At 70.7% G+C, this 19,836-nt stretch carries 23 protein-coding genes; 15 read left to right on the top strand and 8 right to left on the bottom strand.

The annotated features are described in order from the left end of the window. Nucleotides 1-32 precede the first annotated feature (32 nt). Nucleotides 33-461, top strand: coding sequence for a DUF4232 domain-containing protein (locus OG607_RS21570; protein ID WP_405725766.1), 429 nt, complete (start codon nt 33-35; stop codon nt 459-461). Here OG607_RS21570 and OG607_RS21565 read toward each other — a convergent pair. Continuing rightward, entirely contained in the window at nt 451-2,562 is a 2,112-nt protein-coding gene (locus OG607_RS21565; RefSeq protein ID WP_405725763.1) for a serine/threonine-protein kinase, read from the bottom strand. The genes OG607_RS21570 and OG607_RS21565 overlap by 11 nt on opposite strands. Before the next feature lie 119 nt (nt 2,563-2,681). Here OG607_RS21565 and OG607_RS21560 point away from each other — a divergent pair, with 119 nt between their 5' ends. Next, nucleotides 2,682-3,206 carry an NUDIX hydrolase family protein gene (locus OG607_RS21560; protein ID WP_405736947.1) on the top strand — a complete coding sequence of 175 codons (525 nt, stop codon included), beginning with the start codon at nt 2,682-2,684 and terminating at the stop codon, nt 3,204-3,206. Here the strand turns inward: OG607_RS21560 and OG607_RS21555 are convergent. Continuing rightward, nucleotides 3,172-3,381, bottom strand: coding sequence for a metal ABC transporter permease (locus OG607_RS21555; RefSeq protein WP_405725760.1), 210 nt, complete (start codon nt 3,379-3,381; stop codon nt 3,172-3,174). The two genes, OG607_RS21560 and OG607_RS21555, sit on opposite strands and share 35 nt — an antisense overlap. Continuing rightward, a complete protein-coding gene (locus OG607_RS21550; protein ID WP_405725757.1) occupies nt 3,378-3,572 on the bottom strand; it encodes a hypothetical protein in 195 nt (64 codons plus the stop codon). Before OG607_RS21550 ends, OG607_RS21555 begins: the two co-directional genes overlap by 4 nt. Nucleotides 3,573-3,936: 364 nt before the next feature. Here OG607_RS21550 and OG607_RS21545 point away from each other — a divergent pair, with 364 nt between their 5' ends. Both OG607_RS21545 and OG607_RS21540 read left to right on the top strand, forming a co-directional pair. Next, nucleotides 3,937-4,905 (top strand): ATP-binding protein, encoded by a 969-nt coding sequence (locus OG607_RS21545; protein ID WP_405725754.1) that lies wholly within the window; start codon nt 3,937-3,939, stop codon nt 4,903-4,905. A gap of 37 nt (nt 4,906-4,942) precedes the next feature. Further along, on the top strand, nt 4,943-5,341 hold the full coding sequence (locus tag OG607_RS21540) for an SCO5389 family protein (protein ID WP_405725751.1): 399 nt from the start codon (nt 4,943-4,945) through the stop codon (nt 5,339-5,341). A gap of 2 nt (nt 5,342-5,343) precedes the next feature. Here the strand turns inward: OG607_RS21540 and OG607_RS21535 are convergent, their stop codons facing one another. The 5 genes from OG607_RS21535 to OG607_RS21515 all read right to left on the bottom strand — a co-directional run bounded on the left by OG607_RS21535 (nt 5,344) and on the right by OG607_RS21515 (nt 9,679). Next, on the bottom strand, nt 5,344-6,099 hold the full coding sequence (locus OG607_RS21535; RefSeq protein WP_405725748.1) for a L,D-transpeptidase family protein: 756 nt from the start codon (nt 6,097-6,099) through the stop codon (nt 5,344-5,346). Between the two features lie 31 nt (nt 6,100-6,130). Then, complete coding sequence (locus OG607_RS21530; protein WP_405725745.1) at nt 6,131-6,898, bottom strand: hypothetical protein; 768 nt, start codon at nt 6,896-6,898, stop codon at nt 6,131-6,133. Continuing rightward, complete coding sequence (locus OG607_RS21525; protein ID WP_405725742.1) at nt 6,885-7,415, bottom strand: SigE family RNA polymerase sigma factor; 531 nt, start codon at nt 7,413-7,415, stop codon at nt 6,885-6,887. The genes OG607_RS21530 and OG607_RS21525 overlap by 14 nt, the downstream gene beginning before the upstream one ends. A gap of 156 nt (nt 7,416-7,571) precedes the next feature. Beyond that, complete coding sequence (locus OG607_RS21520; RefSeq protein WP_405725739.1) at nt 7,572-9,062, bottom strand: hypothetical protein; 1,491 nt, start codon at nt 9,060-9,062, stop codon at nt 7,572-7,574. 206 nt (nt 9,063-9,268) lie between these two features. Further along, entirely contained in the window at nt 9,269-9,679 is a 411-nt protein-coding gene (locus OG607_RS21515; RefSeq protein ID WP_405725736.1) for a cupin domain-containing protein, read from the bottom strand. 187 nt (nt 9,680-9,866) lie between these two features. On the opposite strand from OG607_RS21515, the gene OG607_RS21510 reads away from it, so the two are divergent. The 11 genes from OG607_RS21510 (at nt 9,867) to OG607_RS21460 (ending at nt 19,836) form a co-directional block, all read left to right on the top strand. Further along, nucleotides 9,867-10,451 carry a carboxymuconolactone decarboxylase family protein gene (locus tag OG607_RS21510; RefSeq protein ID WP_405725733.1) on the top strand — a complete coding sequence of 195 codons (585 nt, stop codon included), beginning with the start codon at nt 9,867-9,869 and terminating at the stop codon, nt 10,449-10,451. 5 nt (nt 10,452-10,456) lie between these two features. Then, nucleotides 10,457-11,980: a sugar ABC transporter ATP-binding protein gene (locus tag OG607_RS21505; protein WP_405725730.1), complete on the top strand. Its 1,524-nt coding sequence runs from the start codon at nt 10,457-10,459 to the stop codon at nt 11,978-11,980. Then, nucleotides 11,977-12,984, top strand: coding sequence for an ABC transporter permease (locus OG607_RS21500; RefSeq protein WP_405725727.1), 1,008 nt, complete (start codon nt 11,977-11,979; stop codon nt 12,982-12,984). The genes OG607_RS21505 and OG607_RS21500 overlap by 4 nt, the downstream gene beginning before the upstream one ends. Before the next feature lie 45 nt (nt 12,985-13,029). Continuing rightward, entirely contained in the window at nt 13,030-13,983 is a 954-nt protein-coding gene (locus tag OG607_RS21495; RefSeq protein ID WP_405725724.1) for a sugar ABC transporter substrate-binding protein, read from the top strand. Between the two features lie 63 nt (nt 13,984-14,046). Then, complete coding sequence (locus tag OG607_RS21490; RefSeq protein ID WP_405725721.1) at nt 14,047-14,958, top strand: LysR family transcriptional regulator; 912 nt, start codon at nt 14,047-14,049, stop codon at nt 14,956-14,958. A gap of 90 nt (nt 14,959-15,048) precedes the next feature. Beyond that, nucleotides 15,049-15,957 (top strand): VOC family protein, encoded by a 909-nt coding sequence (locus OG607_RS21485; protein ID WP_405725718.1) that lies wholly within the window; start codon nt 15,049-15,051, stop codon nt 15,955-15,957. A gap of 14 nt (nt 15,958-15,971) precedes the next feature. Next, nucleotides 15,972-17,420 (top strand): NAD-dependent succinate-semialdehyde dehydrogenase, encoded by a 1,449-nt coding sequence (locus OG607_RS21480; RefSeq protein ID WP_405725715.1) that lies wholly within the window; start codon nt 15,972-15,974, stop codon nt 17,418-17,420. A gap of 7 nt (nt 17,421-17,427) precedes the next feature. Beyond that, nucleotides 17,428-18,198, top strand: a complete 771-nt coding sequence (locus OG607_RS21475; RefSeq protein WP_405725712.1) for a fumarylacetoacetate hydrolase family protein — start codon at nt 17,428-17,430, stop codon at nt 18,196-18,198. Further along, nucleotides 18,195-18,566 carry a VOC family protein gene (locus tag OG607_RS21470; protein ID WP_329315053.1) on the top strand — a complete coding sequence of 124 codons (372 nt, stop codon included), beginning with the start codon at nt 18,195-18,197 and terminating at the stop codon, nt 18,564-18,566. Before OG607_RS21475 ends, OG607_RS21470 begins: the two co-directional genes overlap by 4 nt. 11 nt (nt 18,567-18,577) lie before the next feature. Further along, a complete protein-coding gene (locus OG607_RS21465; protein ID WP_405725708.1) occupies nt 18,578-19,372 on the top strand; it encodes an alpha/beta fold hydrolase in 795 nt (264 codons plus the stop codon). Further along, nucleotides 19,369-19,836: a heme-binding protein gene (locus tag OG607_RS21460; RefSeq protein WP_405725705.1), complete on the top strand. Its 468-nt coding sequence runs from the start codon at nt 19,369-19,371 to the stop codon at nt 19,834-19,836. The genes OG607_RS21465 and OG607_RS21460 overlap by 4 nt, the downstream gene beginning before the upstream one ends.

Raw genomic sequence — 19,836 nt, 5'->3', positions numbered from 1 at the left:
TCTCGCCCAGCCCGTCCGAGGGGGCGAGTTCGGTGGACTGCACGAAGGATCTCCTGACCGTGGTGGTCAGCAAGGTGTCCAGCCCGGTCAATCACCTGGTCATCGAGGCGGTCAACAAGGGCTCGCGCACCTGCGTCCTGTACGAGTTCCCGTACATGAGGTTCACCGCCGACCGGGAGGAGCCCGTGGAGCCGGTCGAGGAGAGCAACCCGAACGCCGTGGTGACCCTCGCCCCCGGCGCCACCGCGTACGCGGGCGTGACGACCGCGTCCACCGACGGCAGCGGCGCCGACAGCGGCCACAAGGCCACCACCTTCGGCCTGGTCATGCTGACCGCAGAGGACGGCGGCGACCAGACCGAGGTGCAGATACCCCTGCCCGGCGGTTCGCTCTACGTCGAGGACGACTCGGCGCGGGTCACCTACTGGCAGGTCTCGCGCAGCGACGCCCTCACGTGGTGACGGACGGCTGGTCCGGGCTCACCGAGAAGGCGGTGAGCCCGGCCATCGTCACGATCGCGTCCTTGACCAGGAGCACGCCGACCGGCCAGTCCTCGTCCTCCGCCCCGGTGCTGTCGAGCGCGGCCGTACGCCACAACTCCGTGCCGCCGTCCCGGTCCAGGGCCAGCACACTGCCGATCCGGGTGGCGAAGTACAGCCGCCCGTACGCCGCCGACAGCACCGGCGCCGACAGGTTCTCCAGGCCGGTCGCCTGCTGCCACAGCTGCTTGCCGGTGGCGGCGGACACGGCGGTGACGGTGCCGTTCGTCCCGGTGAAGTACACGGTGCCGTCCAGCAGCGCCGGCGTCCCGCTCACCTCGCGCTCCAGCTTCTGCCGGCGTACGGCGCCGGTGTCCGGGTCGAGGTGCAGCAGCGCCCCGGAGACCGCGTAGAGCAGTTGGCCGTCGTAAGCGCCGAGGCCCGTCGCGCCCGCCGGCAGCGTCGCGAGCTTGTGCGCCGTTCCGTCGGCCCGGTCCAGCCGCTGCACGGTGACCGGGCCCTTGACCACGTCGTTGCCGGTGGTGCACTCCGCGTACGGGTCGCCGCCCGCCACCATCGGCAGGCAGTACGAGGGGACCTGGGTCTTCCACAGCGCCTTGCCGGCGGTGTTGTACGCGACGAAGCCCCGGGCGTCGCCGGTGGCCGTCAGCAGCCCGCCGTCGAACAGCAGCGCCCGGTGGTTCTGCGGGTTGGCCGCGACCCACCGCTGCTTGCCGTTCGCGGTGTCCAGGGCCGCCACTTTCCAGCCGCCCCCCGCCCAGACGGGCACGTAGACCAGCCCGTCCCGCACCCCGAAGGGCGTCACGTCCTGCGCGGAGACGCCCACCCGCCACTTCACCCGTCCGGTGGCCGGGTCGACCCTGGCGAGCGTGAAGCCCTCCCCGCCGCAGTAGAGGTCGCCGCCGCCGGTGACGCAGCCGGGCCCGTCCCCCACGGCCGGGGCATCTTCGGCCGACACCGTGTGCCGCAGTGTCGTCTGCCAGGCGCGGAACCCGGCGGGGAGCGAGGCGGTGTGCGCGCCGGCCCCGGCGGACGAGCCGCCCAGGCCGCCCAGGCCCAGCGCGAAGACCCCCGCGACGGTGAGCCCCGTGACGGCGGCCGCCGCGCCCAGGACGATGAGCAGCCTCCGCCCGCGGCCGCGCCCCGGCTGCCGGGGCGCGGCTTCGGCGTGGGTCCGGAGCCCGGCGCCGCCGATCTCGGTCTCCGTCTCGGCTTCCCCGCCGCCCGCGATCACGTCGGCCGACAGCGGCTGGAGCTCGTCCGGCAGCGCGCGGAACAACTCCCGCAGCTCCGGCACCGTCGGCCGCGCGGCCGGGTCCTTGTCCAGGCAGTGCGCGACGATGCCGCGCAGCGGTTCCGCGACGAGGTCCAGCCGGGGCTCCTCGTACATCACGTGATACCCCGCCATGTACGGGGTGTCCGCGTCGAACGGCCCGTGCCCGCTGGCCGCGTACGCCAGCAGGGATCCGAGGGAGAAGACGTCCGAGGCCGTGGTCACCCCGCGCGCCGACCGCAGCTGCTCCGGCGACATGAACGGCGGCGTGCCGATCACGTTGCCCGTGACGGTCAGCGGCTCGTTGCCGGCGGCCCGCGAGATGCCGAAGTCGATGACGCGCGGCCCGTCCTCGGCCATCAGCACGTTCGCCGGCTTCAGGTCCCGGTGGACCACCCCGGCCCGGTGGATGTCCCGCAGCGCCTCCGCGAGCCCCAGCGCAAGCGCCCGCAGCGACGCCCCGTCCAGCGGCCCGCCCTTGTCCACCAGCCCGGCCAGGCTCCTGCCCGGCACGTACAGCGTCGCCATCCACGGCCGGTCCGCATCCGGGTCCGCGTCCACCACCGACGCCGTGAACGCCCCGCTCACCCGCCGCGCCGCCTCGATCTCCTGCCGGAACCGGGTCCGGAACTCCGGGTCCTGCGCGTACTGCGCGTGCACGACCTTGACCGCGACCTGCCGCCCCGTCTGCGACCGCCCCAGGAACACCGCCCCCATGCCGCCCGTGCCGAGCCGGTCGAGGAGAACGTACTCACCTATCGCACCAGGGTCTCCGGTGTTCAACGGCATGGACGATCGGACCTTCCCCCTGCGCCTGCCTGCCTGCCTCGGGCGGCTCAGCCTAGGCCCACGCCCGTGCCGCGCGCGAAGCGGAAGCCGGGGGAAAGTACGATCAGCCAATGTCTGACATGACCGAAACCACGCCCGGCTGGCTCGCTCCCGACGAACTGGAACTGACGCGCGCACGGATGCCGATCCTGTACGTCGAAGCCGTACCGGTACGGGTCGACGACAGCGGCGAAGTCACCCACATCGGCCTTCTGCTGCGCATCGGGTCGGACGGCACCGTCAGCCGCACCCTGGTCTCCGGCCGGGTGCTGCACCACGAACGGATCCGTGACGCGCTGCTGCGCAACCTGGAGAAGGACCTCGGCCCCGTCGCCCTGCCGCGCGTCCCGGCCTCGCTGCAGCCCTTCACTGTGGCCGAGTACTTCCCCACCCTCGGGGTCACGCCCTTCCACGACCCCCGCCAGCACGCCGTCTCCCTCGCCTACATCGTCCCGGTGTCCGGCGACTGCCGGCCCCGCCAGGACGCCCTCGACCTGGTGTGGTTCACGCCCGAGGAGGCCTCGTCACCGCTGGTCCAGCAGGACATGCCGGGCGGCCAGGGAGTGCTGCTCAGGCAGGCACTCGGTTACGTCGGCCGCCTGTGAGGTCGTAGCCGAGGACGAGGGCGCCCAGGGCGCCGGTGAAGGCGACATGGCTGAGCACGTCACCGGTGAAGACCTGGGCGCGCAGCACCAGGAAGTACCCGGTCAGGCCGCACACCGCGGCGATGGCCGTACCGGCGAGCAGGGCGTGCTGCAAAAAGGCCGGGAACGCGGTCATGCAATGCTCCGGATCGGGTTCGCCAGTACGTAGGCGGCGAACGCGAACGTGGTCACGTAGAACCCGATGGGATACGGCGAGTAGTAGGCCGTGACGAGGCCCAGCCAGGTCACCGCGAGCGCGATCAGCACGGACAGCGCCAGGCTCAGGGCGGGCCGGGCGGCGAGCGTCTGCGCGGTGGCGGCGGGCATCACCAGCAGGGCGAAGACCAGCAGCGTGCCGGTGATCTGGCTCGCCCCGGCGGCGGCCGCACCGGCACCCCGCGCCCCGCGGCGACATTCGGATCGACCGACCCGAGCAGCAACGGGCGCCCGATCAGCGCGAGTACGGCGAGCAGCACGGCCGCCATCACCACGCAGAGCAACCGCACCTGCCGAACACCATGGCGGTGACGCCGCCCAGCAGCCCCACCGGTGAGCGCCGCCTCGTGCCCGTCGGCCTCCCGTCCGGCGCGCGGGGGCCGCTCCGCGATTTGACAGCCGGCGATCATGACCGCGAAGCTTCTCGGAGATGAAAGTCATGTTCACCTGAACCCCCGTGAGGTGGTACGCAGTCATGCGCATCGCGTTCGTCGGCAAGGGCGGCAGCGGCAAGACCACGCTCTCCGCCCTGTTCGCCCGGCATCTGGCGCGTTCCCGGGCCCCCGTCGTCGCCATCGACGCCGACATCAACCAGCACCTGGGCAGCGCCCTGGGACTGGACGATTACGAGGCCTGCTCGATCCTGCCGCTCGGCGGGCGGCTCGCCGCGATCAAGGAGTACCTGCGCGGCGACAACCCCCGCATCACCTCGGCGCAGGCCATGGTCAAGACGACCCCGGCAGGCCGTGGTTCACGCCTGCTGACGCTGCTCGGCCCGGACCCCGTGCACACGGCGCACGCGCATGACGTGGACGGCGTACGCCTGATGGTGACCGGGAGCTTCGAGGAGGAGGATCTGGGGGTTGCCTGCTACCACTCCAAGCTCGGCGCGGTCGAGCTGTACCTGAACCACCTCGTGGACGGCCCCGGCGAGTACGCCGTCATCGACATGACGGCCGGCGCGGACTCCTTCGCCTCCGGCCTGTTCACCCGCTTCGACCTGACGTTCCTGGTGGCCGAGCCCACCCGCAAGGGTGTCTCGGTCTACCGCCAGTACCGCGAGCACGCGGCCGAGTTCGGCGTCCCGATCGCGGTGGTCGGCAACAAGGTCACCGGCCCCGACGACGTGCGCTTCCTCCAGGAGCACGTCGGCGACGACCTGCTGACGGTCTTCGGGCACTCCGACTGGGTACGCGCCCGCGAACAGGGCCGCGCCACCGGCGACCTGGAACCCGCCCACCGCCTCGCCCTGGACAGCCTGCGCTCGGCCGTCGACGCGACCGCCAAGGACTGGGAGACCTTCCAGCGCCAGGCCGTCGAGTTCCACCTGCGCAACGCCCGCGCCTGGGCCGACCGCGCCACCGGCCAGGACCTGTCCGCGCAGATCGACCCCGACTTCCGGCACGGCCCCGCCGCCCTGCGCGAAGCCGCCGTAACCGTCTGACCGCCGTAACCCACGAACACAGACAGGAATCCGCATCATGTCGCTTGACGTATCCCCGCAGCTCCTGGCCCAGGCCGAACAGGGCGACATCCGCGAGGAGGACTTCGTGGCCACCGTCCGCGACTCCCTCCCGTACGCCTACCGGCTCATCGAAGGCCTCGCCCAGGAACTCCAGGACAGTGGCACCGACCGGGAGTTCGCCGACAACCTCACCCCGCCGCCCACCGAGGCCGATCGCGGCCAGCTGCTGCGCGCCCTGGCCAGCGACTCCATCCGGGGCAGCCTTGAGCGGCACTTCGGCGTCACCCTGGCCTTCCAGAACTGCCACCGGGTCGCGGCCTTCCGGCCGCAGGCCCAGGACGGGCAGAGCTACGCCAGGTTCACCTCGACCCGCTCCCAGATCCTCAACCAGTCACCCGAGTTCCGCGACTGCTGAGATCAGCGGGCCAGGGAGGCCGCGTCACCCATGACGACGACCGGGTGCAGGGACGGCTCGAGGGTGCGCAGGAGCGTCTTCATGTGCGCCGCGGACAGGCTGACGCAACCGTGGGTGGGGCCGCCGTGGTCGACGTGGAACCATATGCCGCCGCCCTTGGACTCGCCCTCGGGCCGGGTCCAGTCGCGCGGGGAGACGCCCGTCCTGCGGTTGTAGTCGATGGCGATGACGTAGTCGAAGGAGCCGGCGAGCGCTTCGCCCTCGAATCCGGTGCCGCCGATGGAGAAACCGGCCGGGGAGTGGTCGTACGGGAGCCGGGTGCCCGGGTCGGGCAGTTGGCCTCCCGCGTCGGAGAGGGAGAAGACACCGATGGGCGAGTGCAGGTCGCCCGTGTGGTGGTCGTCGGTCCAGCCGTCCTTGGCGTTGTGCGCCGCCCAGGTCTCGCCGGTCGTCCAGCCGTCGGCGGTGCGCCGGTACAGAACGGCCTGCGAGACCGGGGAGTTCTTGCCCTGGCCGGTCACCACGACCACCTGACGGGCGTTCGCCGGTACTTCGGCAAGGGTCCGCGGGCCGAGGCCCGGTAGTTGCCGGGGCAGTTGCTCAACAGCTGCAGCTACCGATGGAGCGGACGCGGCGGACGGGGGCGGCGCGGTCCTTGGCGCCTGTGCCTGGGACACGGCGCCGGCTTTGCCACCGCAGCCCGGCAGCGCGGCCAGGGCCGCCGCTGTCAGGAGGAGGGCGGGAAGGCGTCGGGGCATGGGCGTACGTACCTTTCGGACGCGGCGGGCGTCAGTCGCTCGGGGAGCCGCTGGGGGCGGAGGTGGGGTTTCTGTCGACGGCGGGATCGCTGACGTCCAGGGAGGCGGTTGCGAGGAGTTCTCTGACCTCGTCGATCGTTTCCGGGGACGCGCGCCTGAGGCAGACGTAGGCGTTGATGGCGGGGCGCTGTGACGCGCCGGGGGGCATCAAGCCCCAGGCGATCATCTGCTGGTCGCCTCCGATCCGGCGGCAGCTCTTGCCGGGCTCGTCGGTCAGCGGCGCGATCGCGAATGTCTCCGCCGAGCTCTCCTTGTGCGGCTTCGGTACCTGCCTGAAGGCGATCAGCACCTCGCCCACGCCGAGACGGTCCACCGGCGAGCAGCTGAAGGCGCTGGTGGTCTCCGTGCACGTACCGCGATCCGTCAGAGGCTGGTTGGCGGCGAAGACCGTCGTGAGCGACTGGGCGTCCGGCGTTGTCAGGGTGTACCAGGTGCTGCCCGTTCTCAGGATCAGTCCGAGGTCGTCGGCCGCCGGAGTCGTGGTGGTGCGCTGCGGGGCGGCGACCTCGGCGGTCCGCCCGTCCGCCGGGCCGGACATCCGCAGGGTGCCCAGGAGACCCGCCGCCACGACGCCCGTCACGGCCGCCAGTACAGCGAGGCGGCGTCGCCGGCGGCGGCGCGAGACGCGTTGGCGGATCTGCCGCATCCGGTCCTGCGGCGCGGCCAGGTCCGGAATCCCGTGCTCCAGGATCAGCCGCAGCTCCTGCTCCTGCCTGCGTTCCTCTTCAGTGTTGTTCACATCGCTCACCGCCTCCCACAAGCGTGTTCACCGTCGGCAGGCCGCGCAGCGCCCGCAGCGCCTTCGATGCCTGGCTCTTGACCGTGCCCGGACGGCAGCCGAGCGCCTCGGCCGTCTCCTCGACGCTGAGATCCTCGAAGTAGCGCAGCACGACCACCGACCGCTGCCGGGGTGGCAGCGTCCGGAGGGCGGTAGCAAGCGCATGCCCCAGATCCACGTCCGCGAACATGTCCGCGGTGAGCCCGTCCGGCAGCACGGCGTGCGGCACTTCGCCGCGCCAGCGCCGCTGCCACCATGAGGAGTAGGTGTTCACCAGGGCCCTGCGGGCGTACGCCTCCGGATTCCCGTCGGCGAGCCGGTGCCACTTCGGCCAGAGCTTGGCCAGAACCGTCTGCACCAGGTCCTCCGCCAGGTGGGCGTCACCCGTCAGAAGCCAGGCGGCGCGCAGCAGGCGTGGCCCACGGGCCGTGACGAACTCCTCGAATCCGTCGAACTCCGCCGTCGAGTCCGCTGCCACCGCCACCCCGCCCCCGCATCTCGGCCCGTCCGGTCTTCCCGGTCTTCCTTACACCGGGTCAACCCCTTGGGGAGGGGTTCAGGTTGCCCGGGATCCGGAAGAAACAGCGAATGCGGTCAGCCGGGCGAACCCGGCGGACCGCATTCGGTCACCGCCCTACGCGGTCTTGCCGGTGCCCTGGGTGAGCAGCCACTCGCGGTGCAACTCGCCCAGCGGGATGCGCTGTTCGAACAGCGGCGTACCGAAGATGGTCAGCTTGAGCTGGAGCGCGCCGGTCAGGTCCAGGCCGCCGTACAGGGACCACGCCCCGACGGCGGAGCCCGAACCGGTGGTCGAGCCCGTGGCGGTGCCGGTGGCCTCGCCGCGAAGGTAGGGGGCGAAGTCGGCGATGACGCCGACCGTGCCGTAGAGGCCGACGGAGGCTTCGGCGCCGAGGGCGGCCTTGACCTTGCCGGCGGCTTCGACGGAGGCCGTCAGCGGGGTGCCCTTCATCTGGGAGGTGCTGACCGGGGTCCAGCCCTTTGCAAGGGAGAAGCTGCCGCCGACGCGGAAGTCGCCGGTCAGGTCCTGCTTGACGTCGACGCTGATCCTGCCGTCACCGTTCACCTCGAAGTAGCAGGTCAGGTCGAGATTGACGACGACCGGTACCGGGCCGACCTGGAGCACGGGGTCGGCGTGCAGCTTGGCGAAGGCGATGCGCAGCGGCTCGTCGTTCGTCGCGGCGGCCGCCTGGCCCTTGAGCTCCCACTGGGAGGCCCAGTCGCCGCTCAGCCCGATGAAGGCGCCGCTCGGGGTGTCGGTGGTCCCGCTGCCGTTGTACGAGAACTCCACCTGCGGTGCGAGCTGTACGAAGCCCTTCACGGAGGCGGCGGCCGAGGCGGGGGCGCCGGTCGCGGTGGCGACGGCGGCGGAGACGTCCAGGCGCAGGTTGCCCAGCGGCAGCTTCGCGCCCTCGGGGCCGAAGGTGAGATCGCCGGTCTTCGCCCAGGAGATCTTCACGCCCGGGACGAGCGTGTCCACGTCGATGCCCGACGGGTCCACGGCGACGGTGCCGTCGGCGCTGTCGTCCTGCAACAGCTCGCTGAGCGTCGCGGGTTCGGTGTCGACCTCGGTCCCGGCGGTGGTCTGCCCGACGACCTCGGTGACCTTGGCGAGCACCCCGTCGGGTGCGCCGGAGGTGGGGGCACTGGCGATCACGTCGCCGACGGCCACGGCGGTGTCGGCGGAGGCGGATGCCGAGGCGGAAGCGGAAGCCGAGGCCGAGGCCGAGGCCGACGTCGACGTCGACGTGGACGGCGTGGCCGATGGCGAGCTCGTGTGCTGCTGCCGCGTCGCGGCCTTGATCACCGCGCGGCCCGAAGCGGCGTTGTACGAGGCCACCTTGAGCGTGGACTTCTCCGTCGAACGGCCGCCGTCCCCGCTCCGGGAGACGGCGGCCGACGTGGCCTGTCCGGTGGGGACCGGGCTGACCTTCAGCTGCTGGGAGGACGTGTCATTCGCGTCGTCCGTGGCTGTGGCGCTCGCCGCACCCGCCGAGCCGGCGGCCGAGGTGCCGTCGGGGGCGCCGCACGCGGCGGTGAACAGGACGGCGGCTGTCAGGGCGGACAGCAGGGCGTAGGGGGCTAACCGGCTTTTGGTGGTGGTCAATCTGCTTCCTCAGGCCACAGTGGGGGGCGGGGGCTTCTTCGAACCCGCCGGTAACAAGTGGTCGTGAGCATGGCATAAGCGGGGTCGCCCTGGACGGATCGCGGGGAACGGACGCCGGGCGAGGGGGCGGCCCTTTACAGTGTGGATCCTGTGACCTGAATCGTCGACAATTGTGTACAGCATCTTGCAGACATGCTGCGCCCCGGTTACGGTCGGCCCATCTGGTCCTGAGCCGAGAGGTGCTCCACGGTGATTCCGGTTTCGGTGAAGGTCCGCGTCACTGTGCCCGAGGTGTAAACCCACAGGATTCGCAGAGGCACGTCACCGATATTCCGGAACAGATGGGGGATGGGAGACGGAATGTATGTGGTGTCGAAGCGCTCCAGCTTCGTGGCGGTGCCCTCGACCAGAACCTCCGCCTCACCCTCCAGAATGGTCACGTGCTCATCGCAGTTGTGCGAGTGCATTGGCGCTCCGGATCCCACGGGGTAAACGCTCATACCGCTGGTGATCAGATTCTCGCCGTCTGCGGACAGCGTCGTGACCAGGGGCGTGGTCACGATCGAACCGCCCCGGTCCAGCAGTGGCACCGAGGCGACCTTGACGATGGTGGTCATGCGGAATCCCTTTCGAGGAGGACGCGTCGTCCGACGGTAGATCCCTTTCGGCCGGATGAGCGTCCTGCGTCGTGCACCTTTACCTTGCGCTCCGGGAAGGGTGCCTTTTCTCGGCCCGGATGTAGCGTCGGCTCCCGTCGCAGGGCTTTCCGAGCCCGTGTCCCAGACAGATAGGCAGGCACCGGCCATGAGGCTTCCCGTCCTCGGCATCGAGGAAATGAACCAGCGCCAGCAGGAGCTCAGCGCCCGCATCACCGAACGCCGCGGCGGCGTCCGGGGCCCCTTCCGGGTGTGGCTGCAGAGCCCGGAGCTGTGCGAGCGGGTGGAGTCGCTGGGTGCCTTCGTCCGCTTCGAGTCGTGCCTGCCCAAGCACCTGCGAGAGCTGACGCTGCTGATGGCGGCCCGCCACTGGGACGCCCAGTACTCCTGGAACGCCCACGTGAACACGGCGATCGAGGCGGGTATCCCCGAGGCCGCCGCCGAGGCCATCGCCGAGCGCCGCGAGCCGGTCCTCGCCGACGAGGCGGACCAGGCGTTCTACGCGTTCTGCCACGAGCTGCTCGAACTGCACTTCGTCGAGGACGAGACATTCGCCGCCGCCCACAAGCACTTCGGCTCTCAGGGCCTGGTCGACGCGGTCGGCTCGCTCGGCAACTTCAGCATGCTCGCCATGTGCCTCAACGCCTTCCAGGTCGACCTCCAGCCCGGCCGCAAGCCGCCCTTCCCCGACATCCGCGGCTACGCACGCGTGGCCGCAGACGGCAAGCCGTGACAGCCGTGAGCGAGCACACCGCCGGCACGGCGACCGCCGGGGCCGCCCCCGTGGTCCGGGTCCGCAACCTGACCAAGTACTTCGGCGGGGCGGTGGCCCTCAAGGACGTGTCCCTGGACATCCACCCCGGTGAGGTCCACGCCCTCATGGGCATGAACGGGGCCGGCAAGTCCACGCTCGTACAGCTGCTGTCCGGAGTGCACCAGGCCGACGGGGGCGCCATCGAGATCGGCGGGCACAGCCAGTCGGGACTGACCACCCGCCGCGCCCGGCGGCTCGGCATCTCCACGGTGCCGCAGCGCCGCGAACTGGTGATGGAGCTGACCGTCGCCGAGAACGTCATGCTGGGCGACCTGCCCGCGCCGCGGGCCCTCGTGTCGTGGAAGTCCGTACGCAGCCAGGCCCGCCAGGCGCTGGCCGGCCTGGGCATCGAGATCGACGTCGGCAAGCGGGCGGGCGAACTCACCGTCGCCGAACAGACGATGGTCGAGGTCGCCCGCGAGGTCCGGCGCGGCGGCAAGGTCCTGATCCTCGACGAGCCGACCGCCTGCCTCGGGGCGGAGGCGGCTCACCGGATCAGGGAGCTGGTACGGACCCTGCGCGACGAGGGCGTGGCCGTCGTCTACATCTCGCACTACATCGACGAGGTGCTCGCGCTCGCGGACCGCGTCACCGTGCTGCGGGACGGGGCCATCGTGCACAGCGGCCCGGCCGGGGAGCTGGACGAGGCCGGGCTGGTCAAGAACATGGTCGGCCGGGACGTGGTCTCGCAGCGCCCCGAGCGGGCCGCGCCGAAGGGCGATGTGGCGCTGAGCGTGCGGGGGCTGAGCCACGGGCGGGCCATCGACGGGTTCTCCGTCGAGGTCCGCAAGGGCGAGATCGTCGGGGTGCTCGGCCCCGCCGGGGACGCGCAGTCGCGGCTGTTCGACCTGCTGTCGGGACGGCGGCGGGCGGATGCGGGCGAGTTGCTGGTCGGCGGCGCGGCGGTCCCGTTCGGCCGTATCTCGCGCTCCCTCGGCAGCGGTCTGAGGTGCGTCACGGGGGACCGCCGCGCCCTGGGCCTGATCCCCGAACTGTCCCTGGACGAGAACCTGATGCTGGCCGGCGACCGCCTGGCCCGGCGGCGGCTGCACCGGTGGGGCTCGCTGACCCGCCGCGCCGCCCCGCTGCGCAAGAGCTACGGAGTGGCCGCGCTCACCGCCAACCCGGCGGTCGGCAGGCTGTCGGGCGGCAACCAGCAGAAGGTCCTGCTGGCCAAGTGGCTGGAGACCTCGCCCGTCGCGTGCTTCCTCGAAGACCCCACCAACGGGGTCGATGTCGCCGCCATGGCCGACATCCACTCGCTCGTCGACGATCTCGCCGCACGGGGCGTGGCGGTGCTGCTCGCTTCCTCCTCGGCCGAGGAGATCATGCGCCTCGCCGACCGGGTCGTGGTCGTACGCGGCGGCAGGGTCGTCGCCGAACGCGACATCACCACCCTGACCCACGACGAACTCGTCGCCACCGCTCTCGGAGGACGGCCGCAGTGAGCCTCAAAGCACCCCCCGAACCCTCGGACCTGACCACCTCGGCCCCCGCGCCGGGGACCGGGAACCCGCTGCGGACGCTGCGCGGCCTCCCCCACACCGGCCTGGTCGTGGTCCTGATCCTGGTCGTGACGTACGCGAGCCTGCAGACCGACTCGTTCGCCTCCGACAACAACGTGCTGAACATCCTGCGCCAGGTCAGCGTCACCGCGGTCATCGCCGCCGGCCTCACGCTGCTCATGACCGCGGGCGGCATGGACTTCTCGATGGGCAGCAACGCCTCCGTCACCACCGCCGTCGCGGCGCAGCTGATCGCGCACGGCCATTCGACCACCTATGCCGTCGTCGTCTCCATGCTGCTCGCCACGGCCATCGGACTGGTCAACGGCGCCGTCGTGACCTTCACCAACGTGGCACCCTTCGTCGCCACCCTGGCCAGCGCCACCCTCCTGGACGGTGTCGCCCTCCTGGTCCTGGACGGCCAGGCCGTCTCCATCGGCACCAAGCTGTTCTCGCTGGGCAACAACAGCACGCTGGGCCTGCCCAATCTGCTGATCGTCGCCATCGCCGTGCTCGCGGTGACCGCCGTGGTCATGCGCTTCACCGTCTACGGGCGGGACGCGTACGCCATCGGCGGCAACGAGCACGTGGCCCGCCTCAGTGGCATCAACGTCAGCCTGCACAAGCTCTCGCTGTACGGCCTGACCGGCGCCCTGTCCGGCCTCGCCGGGCTGATGCTGCTGTCCCGCCTGGGCGCCAGCAGCCCCGGAACGGGCGGCCTGACCCTCCAGCTCACCGCCGTCGCAGCGGTGGTCATCGGCGGCACCGCGCTCGCCGGTGGCCAGGGCACCGTGATCGGCACCGTCCTGGGCGTACTGCTGCTCGGTGTGGTCGCCAACGCGCTGAACCTCCTCCAGGTGTCCAGCTACTTCCAGACGATCTCCGTCGGTGCGGTTCTCCTCATCGCGGCCATAGCCAACCAATTCCAGAAGGCGTCGCGGCACTAGAGCGCTTCGTACGCCGTGAAACACGCCATGAAAGGCGGTTCCACCATGCCTCTGTTCGCCCGCCCTCGCAGAGCACTCGCCGTGTCGGTCGTGGGCACAGCTCTGGTGCTGACCGGCTGCGGTTCGCAGTCCGGAAGTGAGGGCGCCGGCGACGGATCCCACACCCTCGGGTTCGTCAACGGTGCCGACACCGAATTCCACACCTGTCTCCAGAAGTCCATCGAGCAGGTTGCCAAGAAGGACGACGCCAAGCTCTACACGGCCAACTCCCACCAGAACCCCGGGACCGAGCTGTCCAACATCGAGGACATGATCTCCAGAGACGTCGACGCGCTCATTGTGCAGACCGTCAACGTCGACTCGCTCAAGGGCGACATCGCCAAGGCCAAGGCCGCCGGTATCCCCATCTTCCTGACCTCGGTCATGACCTCCGACGCCTCCGACATCCTCGGGGCCGTCGTCGTCGACCTCACCAAGGTGGGCGCGCTGGACGCCGGCTGGGTCGCCGACGACGCGGGTGGCAAGTCCGTCAAGGTCGGGGTCATCGCGGGGGCGCCCGGCGCCGCCTCCGACCTGCTCGTGGGCGGCTTCACGAAGGCTCTGCCGAGCAACGCCAAGGTGGTGGCGAACCAGCCCGGCATGTTCAACGCGGCCAAGGCGCAGGACGTGGCCGAGAACATGATCCAGGCCCACCGGGACCTGCAGTACGCGTTCGTCGCCAACGAGGAGATGGCCCTGGCGGCCCGTAAGGCCTTCGACGCGGCCGGCGCCAAGGACGTCAGGATCGTGACGGTCAACGGCACCCCCGAGGGCCTGGCCGCGGTCAAGGACGGCCGGCTGTCCGCCACGGTCGCCAACTCGGCGATGACCATAGGGCAGATGGCGGTGACCAACGTCGTCGGCCTGCTCGACAAGAAGAAGGTCAGCAAGATAGCCAACGCCCCGATCCTGCTGGTCACCAAGGACAACCTGGACAAGGCGCCTCAGTACTGCCCCTGAGGTACTGCCCCTGAGGTCCGCCGCGACCCCCCTTCCAGAGCCGTGTACAACCGGAGGAATCCCATGGACCGCCTGCTCCTCATGCGCAGCTTCGTCACCGTCGCCAACATCGGCAGCTTCAGCGGGGCGGCCAAGGCGCTGAGTTCATCGGGATCCCTCGTCTCACGCCATGTCGCCGAGCTGGAACGGCAGATCGGTGTCCGGCTCGTCAACCGCACGGCCCGCTCGGTGAGCCTCACCGAGCCGGGCTCGCGGTACGCGGAGTTCGCCGCCCGCATCCTGGAGGAGATCGAGGCGGAGGACGCCGGCATCGCGCACCTGCACGACCGGGCGGAGGGCGCTCTCAGCATCATCTGTCCCAAGTGGATAGGCAGCCTCGATCTGGGCGACGCCATAGCCGCCTTCTCCGCCGCCCATCCGAAAATCCACATCCGTTTCGAACTGGGAGGGATGTCCGACCGGACCTACGACTTTCTCGACAGCGGATTCGATGTCGCGTTCCACACCCGGGATCTGCGGGATTCCAGCGTCCGGCTCAAGAAGATCGCCTCCCTCCCCTTCGTGCTCTGCGCGTCGGAGAAGTACGTGGACCGGCACGGGCACCTCACCCATCCCAACGACCTGGCCGCACGCGACTGCCTCGTGCACGTCAACGACCCGGTCTGGCGCATCGGGCACGGGCATGCCAGCACCCTGCACAAGATCCGCAACGTCGCCTTCTCCTCCAACTCCTACATCGCCCTGCAGAAAGCCGCAGTTCACGGGCGGGGGATCGCCCTGCTGCCGCAGCGCCCGGCCTACGACGACCTCGTGACCGGCGCGCTGCAGGTCCTGCTTCCCGAGCTGGCGGTGCCCGACCGCCCCCTCTACGCGATCTACGGGCCCGGTCAGGAGACCCCGCGGAAGGTCACCGTGTTCCTGGACTTTCTCACCCAGTGGTTCGCGGAGAATCCCATCCCCGCGATCAAGAGCTGAGTACGCAATCAACGATTGCGGTATCCGTGACGCCGGGCTCGTTGAAGCGGGCATTCCCGGAATTTACGATGGCCGTGAAATGAGGAGTTCATGGGAATCCAGCGAATCGAATCGGTCACCTACAGCGTCGACGACCTCGGCAGCTGCGTGCGCTTCTTCACCGACTTCGGGCTGACCCTCGTGGAGTGCGGCGACACCGGCGCCGTGTTCGAGACGCTCGCCGGCCAGACCCTGCACCTCGACACCCTCCCTGACCCCTTGCGCCGGGAGCCGCTCGAAGCGACTCCCACCATCCGGGAGGTCGTCTGGGGCGTCGACACCCCGGAGGAGCTGGAGACGCTGGTGCGCCGGGTCGCCAAGGACCGGCAGGTCACCACCACCGGTGACGGCACCCACCACACCGTCGACGAGACCGGATTCGGGCTGGGGCTCGCCCTAGCCCGGCCCCGCGAGCTTCCCGGGGGCGGCAGGCGCGCGGCGAACGCCTCGGGGGACGTACGCCGCTGGAACGAGCCGCTGGAGCCCGTCGGCCGGGTGCGGCCGCTGCGGATGTGCCATGTCGCGCTCAACATCCCGAAGGCGGGCCGGGAGGAGGCCTGGGCCTTCTACACCGACCGGCTCGGCTTCCGGCCGACGGACATCGTCAAGCCCATGGGCGTCTTCATGCAGTGCGAGGGCGACGACGACCAGCACAACTTCCTGCTGTGCCACCGGCCGGACCGCGCGAGCCACAACCATGTGTCGTTCGAGGTCCCCGGCTTCGACGACGTCATCGAGGGCGGCAACCACATGATCGAGCGGGGGTGGCAGGAGGCGCGCAGGCTCGGCCGGCACACCGTCGGCTCCAATGTCTTCCGCTTCATCCACGCCCCGTGCGGCGGCCGCGTCGAGTACGCGGCGGACATGGACCGCGTCGACGCCTCCTACGGGACCCGGGTCCACGAGACCACGCCGCCCCACCACATCTGGACCCTGCGCACCAACCGCGACGCCGTCTGAGAGGGCACTGACCCATGACCACCGAGAACGGCTACCCAGCCGTCCGCATGCACATCGCGGGCGAGTGGTGCCAGGGCGGCACCGGACGTACCGCCCCGATCGTGAATCCGGCCACGGAGGAGGTGATCGGAGAAGTACCGCTCGCCACCACCGCCGATTTGGACCGCGCGCTCGCAGCGGCCGCCGAGGGCTTCAGGACCTGGCGGGACACCCCCGTCGCCCGGCGCACCGCGATCCTGCACGCCGCCGCCGACCTGCTCACCGGGCGCAGCGCCGAGGTCGGCCGGATCATGACCCTGGAGCAGGGCAAACCGCTGGCGGAGGCCGCCGGGGAGGCCCGCCGCGTCGCGGACACCCTGCGCTGGCACGCCGACGACGCCCGCCGCGCGTACGGCCGCATCATCCCCTCGGCCCCCGGCACCCTGCTGTCCGTACGCCGCGAGCCCGTCGGGCCGGTCGCCGCCTTCACCCCGTGGAACTTCCCGGCGGGCGGGCCGATGCGGAAGATCTCCTCCGCGCTGTCCGCCGGCTGCTCCATCGTCATCAAGGCCTCCGAGGAGACCCCCGCCACCGCCGGCGAACTGGTCCGCTGCTTCGTGGACGCCGGGCTCCCGGCCGGGGTGCTCAACCTCGTCTTCGGCGAACCGGCCGAGGTCTCCGCCCACCTGATCGCCTCCCCGGTCGTCCGTCTGGTCGCCTTCACCGGCTCGGTCCCCGTCGGCAAGCTGCTCGCGGGCGCGGCCGGGGCGGTCATGAAGCCCTCCCTGATGGAACTGGGCGGCCACGCCCCCGTCATCGTGTGCGCGGACGCCGACCCGGCCACCGCCGCGCGCCGGGCCGCGCAGGCGAAGTTCGCCAACGCCGGACAGGTGTGCACTTCGCCGAGCCGCTTCCTGGTCCACGAGAGCCTCTACGAGGACTTCACCGCCGAGTTCGTCAAGGCCGCCGAGGCGGTGGTCGTCGGCGACGGGCTGGCGGAGGGCGTCACGATGGGGCCGCTCGCCAACGAGCGTCGGCTCGCGTCGATCCAGCGCCTGACCGCCGACGCCGTCAGCCGGGGCGCCACCGTCCGCACCGGCGGCGAACGCCTGGACCGGACGGGCTACTTCTTCGCGCCGACCGTCCTGACCGGCGTACCGGCGGACGCGGAGCTCCTGCACGAGGAGCCCTTCGGCCCGATCGCGCCCATCGCCGCCTTCACCGACCTGGACGAGGCGCTCGCGACCGCGAACGCGCTGCCGTACGGCCTCGCCGCGTACGGCTTCACGCAGTCCGCCGCCACCGCCGAGCGCCTCGTGAGTGAGCTGGAGGCCGGGATCCTGTCCGTCAACCACTGCGGCGGCTCGGTCAGCGAGGCCCCCTCCGGCGGCGTCAAGGACAGCGGCTACGGCAGGGAGGGCGGGCCCGAGGCCCTGGACGCCTACCTGATCACCAAGCGCGTCTCCCACCTGCTGGCGGGCTGAGGCGGCCATGAGATACACCCGCGTATCGGTCGGCGGCCGGGCGGTCTGGGGCCGCGTCGGGGAGGAGGACATCGAGCTGCTGTCCGATTCCCCCATCGAGGGCGACCCGACCGTCATCGGCGAGGTGCCGATCGCTACCGCGCACTGGCTGCCCGTCGTCGTCCCGCCCGTGTTCTACGCGGTCGGCTACAACTACCCGCGGCACATCGCACACGCCCGCGCCGAGACCCCCACCCGCCCCGAAGTCGGCTACCGGGCCAACAACGCGCTGACCGGCCACCGGACGCCCATCGTGAAACCGGTGGGCGTCGAGGGCCGGTTCGAGGCCGAGCCGGAGCTCGTCGCGGTCATCGGGCGGACGCTGCGCCGGGCCACGTACAAGGAGGCGCAGGAGGCGATCTTCGGCTGGACGATCGGCAACGACATCAGCGCCCGCACCTGGCAGCACCAGGACCGCACCTTCTGGCGCAGCAAGAACAGCGACACGTTCAAGCCCATGGGCCCCTGGATCGAGACCGACGTGGACGCACTGGCGCAGACCACCACGCTGCGCGTGAACGGGGAGGTCCGGGCGTCGTTCCCGACCGGCGACATGGTGTTCGACCCCTTCGACCACATCGTCGAGATCACCAGGCACATCACCCTGCAACCCGGCGACGTGCTCTGGATGGGCGCCGAGTCCACCTGCCAACTGGAGCCCGGGGACACCGTGGACATCGAGATCAGCGGCATCGGCGTCCTGTCCAACCCCGTACAACTCGAAGGGAATCCGTCATGAGCAGCGCACCCCGCTACATCCACCACGTCAACTTCCCCACCACCGACCCCGACCGGACCGCCGAGTGGTACACGAAGGTCTTCGGGATGAAGCGGATCATGCCCAAGTCCAACACCCGCGTGGTGCTGATGACCCGCGGCAACTTCGACCTGCACTTCACCCCGGTCGAGGAGATGGACCGGATGGCGCCCTACCACTTCGCCGTCGAGGTCGATGACTGGGACGACTTCCTCGGGCACCTCAAGGACCTGGGAATCCGCTACACCCGGCCCATCGAGCGCCCCGAGAACCAGTCCAAGTTCTGCTACATCCACGACCCCGACCACACCATGATCGAGCTGGTCTGGCACGGCAAGCGCCCCAACTAGGAGTTACTTCCATGCCCTTCGCCGACTCCGACGGCACCGCCATCTACTACGAGCGCCACGGCAGCGGTCCGGTGATCCTGTTCGTGCACGGCTCCGGCGGGCACCACGCCGCCTGGTGGCAGCAAGTGGCCGCGCTGCGCGAGGAGTTCACGATCGTCACCGTGGACCTGCGCGGCTTCGGCAAGTCCGACTCCTCGATGGCCGAATTCGACGGGCAGGACTTCCCGGGCGACCTGGTCGCCGTCCTCGACCAGGAGGATCTGACCGACGTCATGCTCGTCGGCCAGTCCATCGGCTCGGTGGCCGCGCTGCGCGCCGCCCTGCTGCGGCCCGAGCGCGTCTCCTCGGTCGCCCTCGGCCACTCTCTCGGCGGGATCGCCCACCCCGAGCTCAGGGAACTGGCCGCCGCCGACCGCGCCGAGGCCGTCAAGCTGCCCGTGATCGACCGGCTGCTCACCAAACGCTTCCAGCAGGAGCGGGCCGACCTGACCTTCCTCTTCCAGCAGATGGGCACCTTCAACGTCGCGAAGATGGCCGACCTGCGCAACCTCGACGCCAACGGCCCGACGCTGGAGGAGATCCGGGCCGTCCAGGAAGCAGGCGTCAAGGTCGCCTTCCTGGCCGGCGAGAAGGACGCGGTCCTCAGCGTGAAGACCGTGACCCGCGCCCACGAGCTGCTGCCCGGCTCGCACCTGGAGATCGTGCCGGACGCCCCGCACTCCATGTACTGGGAGACGCCGGAACCGTACAACAACTCCGTCGCGCACCTACGGCGCACCCTCACCGCACAGAAGGGCCCCGCATGAGCAACCTCACGCTCGCCGACGCCGACGAGATCGTCGACGCCGTCCTGAAACGCGCTCAGTCGCTCGGCAAGGCGGTGAGCGTAGCCGTGGTGGACGCGGGCGGCTTCGTGGTCAGCGTCCGCCGCTCGGACGGGGCCCGGCCGCTCACGCCCGACATCGCCCGGGCGAAGGCGTACACCGCGGCCGTGATGCAGCGGCCCGGCAAGATGCTCAAGAAATGGCAGGAGAGCCAGCCGGTCTTCTTCTCCCAGCTCTCCCAGCTGCCTGGCGCGGCTCTGCCGATCATGGCCACCGAGGGCAGCATGACGATCAAGAAGGACGGCGAGATCATCGGCGGCCTCGGCGTCGCCGGCGGCACCGCCGACGAGGACCAGCAGGTCGCCGACGAGGTGCTCGCCGCCCTCGGCTACGAGCTGGAGTTCGCGGCGTGGGGCGCGGGCAAGCCGGCCGGACAGGAGAACTGA

This window comes from Streptomyces sp. NBC_01537 (assembly GCF_045040445.1).
Taxonomy (GTDB): domain Bacteria; phylum Actinomycetota; class Actinomycetes; order Streptomycetales; family Streptomycetaceae; genus Actinacidiphila.
Note: the sequence above shows the minus strand (reverse complement) of the source record. Positions and strands in the feature narration are given on the sequence as shown.

Coding starts and splice junctions, on each gene's coding strand:
- OG607_RS21555 (WP_405725760.1), bottom strand. CDS start 3,381: ATGACCGCGTTCCCGGCCTTTTTGCAGCACGCCCTGCTCGCCGGTACG.
- OG607_RS21495 (WP_405725724.1), top strand. CDS start 13,030: ATGCCTCTGTTCGCCCGCCCTCGCAGAGCACTCGCCGTGTCGGTCGTG.
- OG607_RS21540 (WP_405725751.1), top strand. CDS start 4,943: ATGTCGCTTGACGTATCCCCGCAGCTCCTGGCCCAGGCCGAACAGGGC.
- OG607_RS21535 (WP_405725748.1), bottom strand. CDS start 6,099: ATGCCCCGACGCCTTCCCGCCCTCCTCCTGACAGCGGCGGCCCTGGCC.
- OG607_RS21550 (WP_405725757.1), bottom strand. CDS start 3,572: ATGCCCGCCGCCACCGCGCAGACGCTCGCCGCCCGGCCCGCCCTGAGC.
- OG607_RS21480 (WP_405725715.1), top strand. CDS start 15,972: ATGACCACCGAGAACGGCTACCCAGCCGTCCGCATGCACATCGCGGGC.
- OG607_RS21515 (WP_405725736.1), bottom strand. CDS start 9,679: ATGACCACCATCGTCAAGGTCGCCTCGGTGCCACTGCTGGACCGGGGC.
- OG607_RS21470 (WP_329315053.1), top strand. CDS start 18,195: ATGAGCAGCGCACCCCGCTACATCCACCACGTCAACTTCCCCACCACC.
- OG607_RS21485 (WP_405725718.1), top strand. CDS start 15,049: ATGGGAATCCAGCGAATCGAATCGGTCACCTACAGCGTCGACGACCTC.
- OG607_RS21510 (WP_405725733.1), top strand. CDS start 9,867: ATGAGGCTTCCCGTCCTCGGCATCGAGGAAATGAACCAGCGCCAGCAG.
- OG607_RS21565 (WP_405725763.1), bottom strand. CDS start 2,562: ATGCCGTTGAACACCGGAGACCCTGGTGCGATAGGTGAGTACGTTCTC.
- OG607_RS21545 (WP_405725754.1), top strand. CDS start 3,937: ATGCGCATCGCGTTCGTCGGCAAGGGCGGCAGCGGCAAGACCACGCTC.
- OG607_RS21490 (WP_405725721.1), top strand. CDS start 14,047: ATGGACCGCCTGCTCCTCATGCGCAGCTTCGTCACCGTCGCCAACATC.
- OG607_RS21475 (WP_405725712.1), top strand. CDS start 17,428: ATGAGATACACCCGCGTATCGGTCGGCGGCCGGGCGGTCTGGGGCCGC.
- OG607_RS21560 (WP_405736947.1), top strand. CDS start 2,682: ATGACCGAAACCACGCCCGGCTGGCTCGCTCCCGACGAACTGGAACTG.
- OG607_RS21460 (WP_405725705.1), top strand. CDS start 19,369: ATGAGCAACCTCACGCTCGCCGACGCCGACGAGATCGTCGACGCCGTC.
- OG607_RS21465 (WP_405725708.1), top strand. CDS start 18,578: ATGCCCTTCGCCGACTCCGACGGCACCGCCATCTACTACGAGCGCCAC.